The organism is Phycicoccus sonneratiae (assembly GCF_016887965.1).
Lineage (GTDB): Bacteria > Actinomycetota > Actinomycetes > Actinomycetales > Dermatophilaceae > Phycicoccus > Phycicoccus sonneratiae.
In genome coordinates this window covers 358907-371768 of sequence record NZ_JAFDVD010000008.1, presented here as the reverse complement: position 1 = coordinate 371768, position 12862 = coordinate 358907, and the positions used below count along the sequence as shown (strand labels likewise).

The following is a 12862-nucleotide window of genomic DNA, read 5'->3' as shown; positions in this document are numbered from 1 at the left end:
CCGTCGGCGTCCGGCCCACAGGCCCGCCCCGAGGGCCAGCCCCCACGCGAGGAAGAGCGGGTCCCAGAGGAGCACGTGGCCCCGGGTGGCGACGGGGTCGTCGAGCGGGCCGAGCAGGCCGGTGAGGGCGACCGCGCCGGCGAGGGTGGAGGAGAGGCCGTAGAGGACGAGACCGCTCGCCGCGAGCCACGCGGCGAGCCGCAGGCCGTGCCGCGGGCCGCCCCGGCGGCCGGCGACCCACGGCACCCAGGCCACCGCGAGCTTGCCGACCCCGATCGTCCCGAGCGCGAACCCCGCCGACACGGGGGAGGTCTCGCGCCACGACCGCGCCCACTCACCGACGGTGTCGACGAGCACGCCGCCGCCGAGCGCCCAGTGCAGGCTCGCGGCGGCGTGGGCGGTCCCGAGGGCGGCGGCCACCGCGAACCAGAGCAGGGGTCGGTGGCGGATCATGCCTCCATGCTCGACGGGTGCGCGAGCGGCGGCCATGGGGGTCGGCCCCGACCCGGCCCCGGTTCGTGGCGGGCGACCTCGGGGTGCGGTCAGCCGTCCACGCACAGACCCCTTGCCTCGGCCAGCGAGGTGAAGACCTCCTCCCAGCGCTTGGCCGTCGCCCCGACGTCGTACTCGGCCGCGCGGGCCAGCCCCGCGTCGGCCATCCGGCGGCGCAGCTCGGCGTCGCCGGTGACCCGCAGGATCGCCGCGGCGAGGGCGTCGACGTCGCCCGGGGGGACGAGGAGGCCCGCCCGCCCGCCGTCGAGCAGCTCGGCCGGTCCGGTCGGGCAGTCGAAGGACACGACGGGAACGCCGCTGGCCATCGCCTCGAGGAGGACCATCGGCATCCCCTCGCCCCGCGAGGACAGGACGAAGAGGGAGGCCCGGTCGAGGTGGGCCGGCAGGTCGCGGGTGAACCCCGCGAGGGTCACGACGCCGTCGAGCCCGGCCCCGTGCACCCGGGCGAGCAGGGCGTCGTGCTGCTCGCCGGACCCGTGGATCTCCAGACGCCACTGCGGCCGCTCGCGCGCCACCTGGCGCCACGCGTCGACCAGCAGGTCGAACCCCTTGCGCCGGACCAGCCCGCCCGCGGCGACGGCCACCGGCTCGACGAGGGGTGCGTGGTGCAGGGCGAGCTCGTTCGGCACGCCGTTGGGCACGGTGACGACGAGGGGGCGCTCGCCGAGGAGGGCCCGATGGGCGCGGGCGTCGCCGTCGGTGAGGACGGCGAGGGCGTCGAGGCGGGGGAACAGCTCGCGGTAGGCGGCCCGGACCTCCGCGTTCGGGCCGAGGTGGTTGTGCTCCTGGGCGACCGCCACCTGACGGTCCGTGCGGTGCCGGGCCAGCGCGAGGTTGAGGGTCAGCCGGGTGCTGACGACGACGCAGTCGCGCTGGCCGCGCAGCCAGTGCCGCAGGGCGGCGTCGTGGACGCGGTTGAGACCCGTCGTCAGCCGGTCGCGGGGGTGCGCCTCGAGGCTGTGGGTGCGGCGGGCCGCGACGCGGGTGGCCCACCGTGCGGCCGCCAGCGGGGCCACCGCACCACCCCGGTGCGGCCGGAGCCCCGTGAGGTGGACGAGCCGGACCCGGGACGAGAGGGGGAAGACGGGACGACCCCGGGACGAGGCCAGCGAGGCGACCTCGACGTCGTGCCCGCGCTCGGCGAGGGCGCTCGCGATCGACAGGGTCGTCCGCGTCGCCCCACCGCGCGCCCCCGCGTTGAGCACGAGGTACCTGATCCTCATGGTCCGCCCCTTCCCCGTGTCCATCATCCTCGGTGCGCCTGCTGCCGGACCAGTGACGTCCGTCATGACCGAGTGGCCGGAACGCGCCTCACCGCTGCCCTTCGGATCCCGGTGGCGGAGGACGGTCGCAGCGAGGGATTCGACGGTGCCGGTGCCGTGTGACGCGGCTCTCATTGGTCCGGGCGTCCACATCGTGAAAACCGGCTGCCCGGTAGTAGGACGTCCACGTACCGTCGAGGCATGACGCGGCTCGTGGTACTCCTCATTCCCGGCCGCGGCGAGGTTCGGTAGTCAGCACCCTCGCCGCGGAGACCCCGCGACGTCGCTGACCGCTCGCCGGTCCACCACCGGCTCGAGCTCCGACCCACCCCCGACGTGCGGCCACCGGGCCGCGGATTGCGAGATTCGACGATGAACACCGAGACGACGACCGAGGCCGACCTGGCCCGCCAGGCACTGCAGGAGTCGATGGACCTGCGCGACCAGGGACACTCGGACGACTGAGGTCGACCCGACCTCCGAGCACGAGCCCTCCTGACCGGGCGGCACCCCCGAGGTGCCGCCCGGTCAGGTGCGTCAGGACCCGGCCCGCAGGTACTCCAGGGCCGCGAGGACCCGGCGGTTGCTCGCCGAGTCGGCGTGCAGCCCGAGCTTGGTGAAGACGGCCCCCACGAGGGGCTCGACGGTCTTGATGCTCAGGTGCAGCTCGGCGCAGATCGCGGCGTTGGACATCCCCCGGGCGATGAGCTCGAGGACCTGCCGCTCGCGCGGCGTCAGGGAGTCCAGGTGACCGGCCCGGCGCTGCCCGTCGATGAGGGCCGCGAGGGAGACGTGCTCGACGACGAGGGCGGCCTGGCTGGCGAGCTCGGCGAGGAGCCGCCCCTCGGAGCGGGAGAGCGGCGCGGCGCGGACCACCTCGAGCGCGCCGGTGACGCGGCCGTCGCGCAGCACCGGGTGCACCCCGGCGCCGGGGCCCGCCGCGAGGGCGGGGAGGGACGACGCGTCCGGGGTCGGGTCGGCCTCGGGCCACGCCCCCGCGACCCGCAGCACCCCCTCGCTGCCGATCCACACGCGTGCCCCGTCGGCCGCGAGGGCCCGCGCGACCGCCTCGGCGAGGTCGGCCGGGAGGCGACCGGCGTCGGGCCCGGACCGCGAGAGCCACGACAGCGCCGACCGGACGGCGGTCTGGCGACCGTGGACGACGGCGAGGCCCGCGGCGAGCGGGACCGAGCAGGCCGCGAGCAGCCCGGCCCGGGGTGACCCGGCGACGAGCAGCCCGACCGCGAGGGCGACCGCGGCGACGGCCACCGCCGACAGCAGCCACCCGAGCTCCCGACCGGAGCGACCCGTGCGCCAGCGGGTCACGAGGGCCGGGACCCACAGGAGCTGGAGGGCGACGAAGGACGGGGTGGCCACGACGCGCCACAGCGTGGTCACCGCCTCGGGGGAGCCGTCGGCGAGGGGGTGCGGCACCGACACCCCGGCCGCCGCGTAGCCCACCGGCCAGAGCGCGGAGAGCAGGCACGACACCGCCGTGAGGACCGCGGCCGCGACGAGGACCGGCCGCCAGCCACGGGACGGCAGGCGCCCGTCCGGGAACCACAGCACCGCGAGGGTCGTCAGGCCGAGGGCGAGCGGCACCGGCCAGACCCCCAGCCAGGCCACCCACGGGTCGGTCCCGGCCGGGTCGGCGTGGGCGAGCTGGCGGGCGGTGAACATCACCGCCTCGACGACCCCGGCGACGACGAAGACCCGCCCCTCGGGGTGCCCCGGACGCTCGAGGAGGACGTAGCCGCCCACGAAGGTGAACGAGACGGCGAGCAGCCCGTTGTGGAGGTTCGCCGGCCACAGCCCCCGGGCCGCCCCGGTGCTCACGAGCGCGACGACGCAGGCGGCCGCCAGCAGCGTGCCGACCGGGACCGACCGGGGCGCGGGGAGGCTCACCGGATCATCGTGACAGCCCGGCCGCGAGCCGGTGCAGGGTTATCCCTGGACTTCGGCGACCGGGGTTCGCCCCGTGGTCGACGGACCGGGTCGCCCCGCAGGGTCGGGTCACCAACCTCCCACGGACGGAGACCCCGATGAGCACGACCACTCCCACCGACCGACCCGCCGCCGCCGGCGTCCCCCTCGGGACGACCGACGACCCGGCCTCGCCGGAGTCCCGGCTGCTGACCGCCGCGCTCGTCGTCGCGCCCCTGGTCTACCTGGCGGCCGACTCCACCTACGCCGCCCGCGGCTGGGACGACGGGACGGCCGGCGTGCTCCACGTCCTCGGGGCCGTGGGCTACGGCTTCGTCGTGCTGCGGGTCGCGCGTGCCCTGCCGGCGGGTTCCCGGCTCCGGGCCGCCCTCGTGCTCGTCGGCCTGCTCGGGATGGCCGGCAACGTCGCCTACGGCTTCGAGGCCATCCACATGTCCTGGGGTGACGTGCAGCTCGTCGACCGGACCGGCGCCGCGTCCCTCATCAAGCCGCTCGGGCTGTGCTTCCCCGCGTCGCTGGCCCTGGCCGCGGTCGCGCTGGCCCGCGTCGGCGCCCGGTGGCAGGCCGCGGTCGTGCTCGTCGCGACGCTCGGCTGGCCGGTCGCGCACATCGGCAACCTGCCCGCGGTGGCCGTCCCGGTGAACATCGCGCTCGTCGTGGCGCTCGGGAGCCTGGCCCGTGCCGGTGCCCGGGGACGTGCCGAGTCCGACTGACGCCCCTCGGCGTTCCGCGGGATGGGACGGCCGTCCGCATCCCGGGACCGACTTCCTACAGTGGACGCCATGACCGACGCCCCGACCCCGGCTGCCCCGACCGCCCTCGACCTCGCCGTCATCGGCGGCGACGGGATCGGTCCGGAGGTCGTCGCCGAGGGGCTCAAGGTGCTCGAGGCGGCGCTCGGCGAGGACGGCCCGAAGGTCACGACGACCGAGTACGACCTCGGCGCGCGCCGCTGGCACGCCACCGGCGAGACCCTCCCGGAGTCGGTCCTCGACGAGGTGAAGGCCCACGACGCCATCGTCCTCGGGGCGATCGGCGACCCCACGGTGCCGAGCGGCGTCCTCGAGCGCGGGGTCCTGCTGCCACTGCGCTTCGCCCTCGAGCACTACGTCAACCTGCGCCCCGCGAAGCTCTACCCCGGGGTCGAGAGCCCGCTCGCCATCGAGCGGGTCGCGCCGGGCGGCATCGACTTCGTCGTCGTCCGCGAGGGCACCGAGGGCCCGTACACCGGCAACGGGGGCGCGCTGCGGGTCGGCACGCCGCACGAGATCGCCACCGAGGTGAGCGTCAACACCCGCTTCGGCGTCGAGCGGGTGGTCCGTGACGCCTTCGCCCGTGCCGCCGCGCGCCCCCGGAAGCACCTGACCCTCGTGCACAAGCACAACGTCCTCACCCACGCCGGCCACTTGTGGCGCCGCACGGTCGAGGAGGTCGGCGCCGAGTTCCCCGACGTCGAGACGGCCTACCAGCACGTCGACGCCGCGACGATCTTCCTCGCGACCGACCCCGGACGCTTCGACGTCGTCGTCACCGACAACCTCTTCGGCGACATCATCACCGACATCGCGGCGGCCATCGCCGGTGGCATCGGCCTCGCGGCGAGCGGCAACATCAACCCCGAGGGACGCTTCCCGAGCATGTTCGAGCCGGTGCACGGCTCGGCCCCGGACATCGCCGGTCAGGGCGTCGCCGACCCGACGGCCACGGTGCTCTCGGTCGCGATGCTCCTCGCCCACGTCGGGCTCCCCGACGCCGCGGCGCGGGTCGAGGAGGCGGTGGCCGCCGACCTCGCCGAGCGGGGGAGCGCCCCGCGCTCGACGAGCGCCGTCGGCGATGCCATCGCCGCCCGCCTCTGACGGACCCACCAGCCCCGACTTTTTCTCCGGCTGCCGAGACCTTCAGTGACCTGCCGGTTGCAACCGGCAGGTCACTGAACCTTCCGGCATCCGGAGAGAATGTTCGGAGGGGATAGCCTGCGGGGACCGCAGCACCGTTGCTCCGAGGAAAGGACCGACCGTCCCATGAGCCTGACCTTCGACGTCCAGCGCCGTCCCGACCCCGCGAGCGACGCGCGGCGGGCCGAGATCCTCGCGAACCCCGGGTTCGGCGTGCACTTCACCGACCACATGGCCTCGGCGACGTGGACGAAGGACGACGGCTGGCACGACGCGCGGATCCACCCGTACGGCCCGATCACCCTCATGCCGAGCGCCGCGGTGCTGCACTACGCCCAGGAGGTCTTCGAGGGCCTCAAGGCCTACCGGCACGAGGACGGGTCGGTGTGGGCCTTCCGCCCCGAGGCCAACGCCGAGCGGATGCAGCGCAGCGCGCGGCGCCTCGCCCTCCCCGAGCTGCCGACCGACGACTTCCTCGCCTCGCTGCGCGCCCTCGTCGAGGTCGACGAGCCGTGGGTGCCGGCGGCGGGCACGGGGGAGACGAGCCTGTACCTGCGGCCGTTCCTCTACGCGTCCGAGGCCTTCCTCGGGGTGCGTCCGGCCAACGAGGTCACCTACTCGGTCATCGCCTCGCCGGCGGGCGCGTACTTCCCGCGCGGCCTGAAGCCCGTGACGCTGTGGATCTCGGAGCACTACGCGCGCGCCGGGGCCGGGGGCACCGGCGCCGCGAAGACCGGTGGCAACTACGCGTCCTCGCTGGCCGGGCAGCTCGAGGGCATCGAGAACGGGTGCGACCAGGCGGTGTTCCTCGACTCCGCGACGCACACGTACATCGAGGAGCTCGGCGGGATGAACCTCTTCCTCGTCACCGACGACCACCGGCTCGTCACCCCCGAGCTCACCGGCACCATCCTCGAGGGCGTCACCCGCAGCTCCATCCTCGAGCTCGCCAAGGGCCTGGGCCTGGAGCCGGAGGAGCGCCGGGTCGAGATCGAGGAGTGGAAGGACGGCGTGCGCGACGGCAGCATCACCGAGGTGTTCGCCTGCGGCACCGCGGCGGTCGTCACGCCGGTCGGCGAGCTGCGCTGGGAGGGCGGTTCGGCGCCGTCCACCGCCGGCGACGAGGGCGGCGAGGTCACCCGCTCGATCCGCAGCGCCCTGCTCGACGTCCAGTACGGCCGCGCGGAGGACGCCCACGGCTGGCTGACCCGCCTCGCCTGAGCCTGCGGTTTCCGTGGTGGGCATCGGTGTCCAGCACGGAAATGGTCCTCCCGGGAACCATTGACAGCCGGGTTGGTGCGGGTGTTGTCTGTGCAGCACTCGATCCGCCCCGGACCAATGGTCCGCTTCTGCACATCAAGAGGTGCACGTGAGCGTTTCCCGGACGACCGACCACAGCTCGAGCGACGAGGAGCACCTCGCCTCACTGGGCTACAAGCAGGAGCTGAACCGCACCTGGTCGAGCTTCTCCAACTTCGCGATCTCCTTCTCGATCATCTCGATCCTCGCCGGGTGCTTCACGACCTTCGGCCAGGCGTGGAACAACGGCGGCCCCATCGCCATCTCGATCGGCTGGCCGCTCATCTCGGTCTTCATCCTCATCATCGGTTTCTGCATGTCCGAGCTCGTGTCGGCGTACCCGACCTCCGGCGGCATCTACTGGTGGGCCGCCAAGCTCGGCGGGGCCAAGGCCGGGTACTACACCGGCTGGCTCAACCTCATCGGCCTGCTGGCCATCGACGCGTCGGTGGCCTACGGGGCGGCGACCTTCTTCGACCTGTCGTTCAGCACGATGAGCGAGTCGTGGGCCGCGGGCTACTCCCTGACCCGCGTCTTCATCATGTTCCTCGTCATCCTCGCGATCACGGCCTGCATCAACATCTTCGGCGGCCACCTGCTCGCGCTGCTCAACAACATCTCGGTGTGGTGGCACGTCATCGGTGCGGCCGTCGTCATCGCGATCCTCGTGTTCCTGCCGGACAAGCACATGAGCATCAACGACGTCTTCACGATGCGCGTCAACAACAGCGGTGGCCTGGCCGGCGGTGAGGACAGCGGCATCGGATTCTGGTTCTACGTCCTGCCGCTCGGCTTCCTCCTCACGCAGTACACGATCACCGGGTTCGACGCCTCGGCCCACCTCTCGGAGGAGACCCAGGGTGCCGCCGACGGTGCGGCCAAGGGCATCTGGCGCTCGATCTTCTACTCCGCGATCGGCGGCTGGTTCCTCCTGCTCGCCTTCCTCTTCGCCGTCCAGGACCCCGAGGCGGTGACCGCGGGTGGCGGCGGCGTCGCGGTGATCTTCAACCAGGCGCTCTCGTCGGGATGGGCCGGCACGGTGCTGCTCATCGCGAGCATCGCCCAGGTGTTCTGCACCGCGGCCTGCATGACGTCCACGAGCCGGATGCTCTTCGCGTTCAGCCGGGACGGCGCCGTGCCGGGCTCGTCGAGCTGGGCCCGGCTCAACGCCCGCAAGGTGCCGGCCAACGCCGTCATCGTGTCGTCGGTCATCGCCGCGATCATCACCCTGCCGGCGCTCGTCGAGGTCAACCTCGGCACCGAGGAGGCCCCGCTCATCGTCCCCGTGGCGTTCTACGCGGTCGTCTCGGTCGGTGTCATCGGCCTCTACACCGCCTTCGCCATCCCGATCTTCCTCCGCTGGCGGATGGGTGACGCCTTCCCGCAGGGCCGCTGGAACCTCGGCACCAAGTGGAGGTGGATGGCCCCGATCGCGGTGCTCGAGATCGCCGTCATCTCGGTGTACTTCATCCTGCCGTTCACCCCGGCGGCCAACCCGTTCCACGACACCTTCGAGTGGAAGTTCGTCAACTACGCCCCGATCCTCATGGGCGGCACGCTCCTGCTCCTGTGGATCGGCTGGCACCTGTCGGCCAAGAAGTGGTTCACCGGGCCGAAGACGACGATCGACCTGCCCGAGGGCATGACCGGCGCCGACGAGATCGCCCTCGAGCACCACGGCAAGTCGGCACACGGTGGGACCGAGCACGACTGGAAGCCCGGCGACCCGCTCGCCTGACGCGGGCACCGGCCGTGACCCGCTCCGACGACGAGGTGCTCGACGGCATCCCCGTCCTCGCCGGGCAGGGGCGTGAGACCACGCCCCTGCCCGGTGGCCTGACGAACCACAACGTGCGGGTGCGGACCGCATCCGGGCTCGACGTGGTCGTCCGCATCTCGTCGCCGGACACCGGCCTGCTCGGGGTCGACCGGCACACGGAGTTCGTCAACACCCTCGCGGCCGCGGCCACCGGGGTGGGGGCGCCCGTCGTCGACTACCTCGGCGGGCAGGGCGTCCTCGTCGTCGCGTTCCTCCCCGGGCGCACGTGGGGGGACGCCGACGTCGCGGCGAACCTCCCGCGACTGGCGTCCGCGCTGCGCCGGCTGCACGCCGGCCCGGGGTTCGTCGGCCGCTTCGACATGACCGCCCTGCGGCGTCGGTACCTCGAGGTGGTGCGCGAGAAGGGGTTCCGGCTGCCGAACGGGTACCTCGACCTCGAGCCCGCCGCCCGACGGGTCGAGGAGGTGCTGGCGCTGGCCCCCGAGCCGATCGTCCCGTGCCACAACGACCTGCTGGCGGCCAACGTCCTCGACGACGGCGGCGACCTGCGGATCATCGACTACGAGTACTCCGGGATGAACGAGCCGTCCTTCGAGCTGGGGAACGTCGTCGCCGAGGCGCGCCTGGGCCCGGACGCCCTCGCCGAGCTGTGCGCCGCCTACTACGAGCGCGAGGACCCCGCCGACACCGCCCGCGCCGAGCTGTGGGGGTTTCTCGCCCGGTACGGCTGGACGCTGTGGGGCGTCATCCAGGACGGCGCCAGCGACATCGAGTACGACTTCCTCGGCTGGGCGGCGGCCAAGCTCGACCCCGCGCGCGAGCTCGCCGGTGGTCCGCGCCTCGAGCGTCTGCTCGCCGCGGTGGCGAGCCGGTGAGCGCGGTGGCGCTCCCGGAGCGCGCCCGGGTCGTCGTCGTCGGCGGAGGGGTCATCGGCGCGTCCGTGGCGTACCACCTCGCCCACCTCGGGTGGACCGACGTCGTCGTGCTCGAGCAGGGGACCCTCTCCTGCGGCACGACGTGGCACGCGGCCGGGCTCGTGGGGCAGCTGCGGGCCAGCGAGGCCGGGACCCGCCTGGTCCGCTGGTCCACCGAGCTCTACGCGCGGCTCGAGGCGGAGACCGGCCTCTCCACGGGGTACCGGGTCTGCGGCGGGCTCACCCTCGCCCGGACGCCGGAGCGCATGGTCCAGCTGCGGCGCACCGCGGCCAGCGCCGCCGCGTACGACCTCGACTGCGAGCTGCTCACCCCCGCGCAGGCGGCCGAGCGCTACCCGCTCATCCGCTCCGACGACCTCGAGGGCGCGATCTGGCTGCCCGGCGACGGTCGGGCCGACCCCGCCGACCTCACCCAGGCCCTGGCCCGGGGCGCCCGCGCCCTCGGGGTGCGGGTGCACGAGCGGGTGCGCGTCACGGGCCTGCGGCTCGAGGAGAGCGGCGACCGGCGTCGGGTCACGGGCGTCGTCACCGAGGAGGGCGAGGTCGGGTGCGAGGTCGTCGTCAACGCGGCCGGCCAGTGGGCGCCGCTCGTCGGCGCGATGGCCGGGGTGGACGTCCCGCTGCACTCGGCCGAGCACTTCTACGTCGTCACCGACCAGGTCGACGGGGTGCACCGGGACCTGCCCGTGCTCCGCGACCCCGACGGGTACACCTACGTCAAGGAGGAGGTCGGCGGCCTGCTCGTCGGCGGCTTCGAGCCGGAGGCCAAGCCGTGGGTGGCGCCCGAGGAGATCCCGGACCCGTTCGAGTTCCGGCTGCTCGACGAGGACTGGGAACACTTCGAGGTGCTCATGGACAGCGCCATCCACCGGCTCCCGGTGCTGGCGGAGACGGGTATCCGCAAGTTCTACAACGGGCCCGAGTCGTTCACGCCCGACAACCAGTTCCTCCTGGGCGAGGCGCCCGAGTGCGACGGGCTGTTCGTCGCCGCCGGCTTCAACTCGGTCGGCATCGCCTCGGCCGGGGGTGCGGGGCGGGCGCTCGCCGAGTGGGTCGTCGGCGGCGAGCCGACGCTCGACCTCACGGCCGTGGACATCCGGCGCTTCCCGGCGGTGGCGGCGAACCGGTCGTGGCTGCGTTCGCGCGTCGCCGAGGTGCTGGGGCTGCACTACGCGGTGCCGTGGCCCAACCGCGAGCTGGAGACCGGTCGGCCGCAACGCTGCTCGCCGCTGTACGAGCGAACCCGAGACCTCGGGGCGGTGATGGGGAGCCGCAACGGGTGGGAGCGCCCGCTCGTCTTCGCGCCCCCCGGGGTCGAGCCCCGCCTCGACTACTCGTGGGAGCGACCCGCGTGGGCGGACTGGTGCGACGCCGAGCAGCGGGCCACCCGGTCGGCCGTCGCCGTCTTCGACCAGACGTCGTTCAGCAAGTACCTCGTGACCGGCCCGGACGCCCTCGCCACCCTCCAGTGGGTGTGCACCGCCGACGTCGACGTGCCCGTCGGGCGGGCCGTCTACACGGGGATGCTCGACTCGTCGGCGGGGTACCAGGCCGACGTGACGGTCACCCGCACCGGGCGCGAGGAGTTCCTCGTGGTGTCCAGCGCGGCCACGACCCGTCGCGACCTCGACTGGCTGGCACGCCACCGGGTCGGCGCGCCGGCGATCGTCGACGTCACGAGCGCGTATGCCGTCCTCGGGGTGATGGGTCCGCGCTCGCGCGAGCTGCTGTCGCGGCTCACGCAGGCCGCCCTCGACGACGCCGCGCACCCGTTCGGCACCTCGCGGGTCATCGACGTCGGGCGGACCCGCCTGCGCGCCACCCGGATCACCTACGTCGGCGAGCTCGGCTGGGAGCTGTACGTGCCGACCGAGCAGGCCGCCGTGCTCCACGACGAGCTCCTCGCCGCGGGGGAGGACCTCGGCGTCGTGCCGGCCGGCTACTCGGCCATCGAGGCGCTCCGCCTCGAGAAGGGGTACCGGGCCTTCGGGCGCGAGCTCACCCCCGAGACCACCCCGGTCGAGGCCGGTCTGCTCTTCGCCTGCGCCCTGTCCCGTCCGGGTGACTTCCTCGGGCGGGCTGCCGGGGAGGCGCGCGGGGCCGGGGGCCCGGCGCGGCGGGTCGTGTCCCTCGTCGCCGGCGACCCTGACGTGTGGCTGTGGGGCGGCGAGCTCGTGCTCCGCGACGGAGAGCCGGTCGGGCAGGTGACGAGCGCGGCCGGGGGCGCCACCGTCGGGGCGTCCGTCGGGCTGGCCCTCGTCGGCGACCGGACGTCGGGCACGGCCGCCCCGGCGTGGTGCGACGCCGGCTCGTGGGAGGTCGACCTGGCGGGGGAGCGGGTGCCGGTCACGGTCTCCCGGCGCCCGCCGTTCGACCCGGACGGCGACAGGCTGGGCCGGACGTGACACACTCGGCGGAACCTTTGGTCCAGAACCGGACCATTCACGGCGACGGGCCTCGCTGGGCACCGTCGGGCACGGCCGGCGCGCGAGGAGGACGGCGATGACGCACCCTGCGGGCGCGACCCACCTGCCCTCGGTCATCCTCCGCCACACGCCGGGGAACCCCTTCGAGACCACCGTCGAGCAGCTGGCCACGGCGATCCGCCTCGGCGTCCTCGTCGACGGCGACCAGCTGCCGCCCGAGCGCGAGCTGGCCGAGCAGCTCGGTGTCGCGCGCAACACCCTCCGCGACGCGATCGCCGCCCTGCGCGACGCGGGCCTGGTCACCACGCGTCGCGGGCGGGGCGGCGGCACCGTCGTCACCTACGCGGCCCCCGCGCCGGGGTCGGCGGGCACCGGCGTGCGGCGGGGTGCGACCCTCCTCGACGCGCTCGACTTCCGACGGGTCGTCGAGCCGGGCGCGGCCTGGCTGGCCGCGACCCGCGAGCTGTCCGGCGACCAGCGCTCGTGGCTCGCGACGTCGCTGCGCGAGACCTCCGCGGCCACCGACCCCGGCGTGCACCGGCTCGCCGACAGCCGGCTGCACCTGGCCATCGCGACCGTCTCCGGCTCGCCGATGCTCATCGAGGCGGTCACCCGGGCCCAGGCGGCGCTCGGTGAGCTCCTCGATGCGATCCCGGTGCTGCGCAAGAACATCCAGCACTCGCACGACCAGCACGAGGCCATCGTCGGTGCGATCCTGTCGGGAGCGGCCGAGGACGCACGGACCGCCATGGAAGAGCACTGCGACGCGACGTCCGCGCTCCTGCGCGGGCTCATCGGATGACTGGAG

The 12862-nt window shown here is 74.1% G+C and carries 11 protein-coding genes; 8 read left to right on the top strand and 3 right to left on the bottom strand.

The genetic code is table 11. The features are described 5' to 3' along the window. A partial coding sequence (locus tag JQN70_RS09025; RefSeq protein WP_204130976.1) for a DUF3995 domain-containing protein occupies window positions 1-453 on the bottom strand: 453 nt, incomplete at its 3' end. An 89-nt stretch (window positions 454-542) separates the two neighbouring features. Then, window positions 543-1736 carry a glycosyltransferase gene (locus tag JQN70_RS09020; protein WP_204130975.1) on the bottom strand — a complete coding sequence of 398 codons (1194 nt, stop codon included), beginning with the start codon at window positions 1734-1736 and terminating at the stop codon, window positions 543-545. Between the two features lie 411 nt (window positions 1737-2147). Here JQN70_RS09020 and JQN70_RS09015 point away from each other — a divergent pair, with 411 nt between their 5' ends. Then, on the top strand, window positions 2148-2240 hold the full coding sequence (locus tag JQN70_RS09015) for a 3-isopropylmalate dehydrogenase (RefSeq protein ID WP_204130974.1): 93 nt from the start codon (window positions 2148-2150) through the stop codon (window positions 2238-2240). A gap of 72 nt (window positions 2241-2312) precedes the next feature. On the opposite strand, the gene JQN70_RS20495 is transcribed toward JQN70_RS09015, so the two are convergent. Further along, complete coding sequence (locus JQN70_RS20495; RefSeq protein ID WP_307835886.1) at window positions 2313-3680, bottom strand: response regulator transcription factor; 1368 nt, start codon at window positions 3678-3680, stop codon at window positions 2313-2315. Window positions 3681-3817: 137 nt separating this feature from the next. On the opposite strand from JQN70_RS20495, the gene JQN70_RS09005 reads away from it, so the two are divergent. The 7 genes from JQN70_RS09005 to JQN70_RS08975 all read left to right on the top strand — a co-directional run bounded on the left by JQN70_RS09005 (window position 3818) and on the right by JQN70_RS08975 (window position 12856). Continuing rightward, the gene (locus JQN70_RS09005) at window positions 3818-4432 is read left to right on the top strand and encodes a hypothetical protein (RefSeq protein WP_204130973.1); all 615 of its coding nucleotides are present in this window, start codon (window positions 3818-3820) and stop codon (window positions 4430-4432) included. 69 nt (window positions 4433-4501) lie between these two features. Beyond that, window positions 4502-5575 carry a 3-isopropylmalate dehydrogenase gene (locus JQN70_RS09000; protein ID WP_204130972.1) on the top strand — a complete coding sequence of 358 codons (1074 nt, stop codon included), beginning with the start codon at window positions 4502-4504 and terminating at the stop codon, window positions 5573-5575. Window positions 5576-5740: 165 nt separating this feature from the next. Further along, window positions 5741-6835 (top strand): branched-chain amino acid aminotransferase, encoded by a 1095-nt coding sequence (locus JQN70_RS08995; protein WP_204130971.1) that lies wholly within the window; start codon window positions 5741-5743, stop codon window positions 6833-6835. Window positions 6836-6983: 148 nt separating this feature from the next. Next, window positions 6984-8651: an amino acid permease gene (locus tag JQN70_RS08990; RefSeq protein ID WP_204130970.1), complete on the top strand. Its 1668-nt coding sequence runs from the start codon at window positions 6984-6986 to the stop codon at window positions 8649-8651. A gap of 14 nt (window positions 8652-8665) precedes the next feature. Beyond that, complete coding sequence (locus JQN70_RS08985; protein WP_307835885.1) at window positions 8666-9568, top strand: phosphotransferase; 903 nt, start codon at window positions 8666-8668, stop codon at window positions 9566-9568. Then, on the top strand, window positions 9565-12033 hold the full coding sequence (locus JQN70_RS08980) for a GcvT family protein (protein ID WP_204130969.1): 2469 nt from the start codon (window positions 9565-9567) through the stop codon (window positions 12031-12033). The genes JQN70_RS08985 and JQN70_RS08980 overlap by 4 nt, the downstream gene beginning before the upstream one ends. 97 nt (window positions 12034-12130) lie before the next feature. Continuing rightward, window positions 12131-12856 (top strand): FadR/GntR family transcriptional regulator, encoded by a 726-nt coding sequence (locus JQN70_RS08975; protein ID WP_204130968.1) that lies wholly within the window; start codon window positions 12131-12133, stop codon window positions 12854-12856. The last annotated feature ends 6 nt before the right edge of the window (window positions 12857-12862 follow it).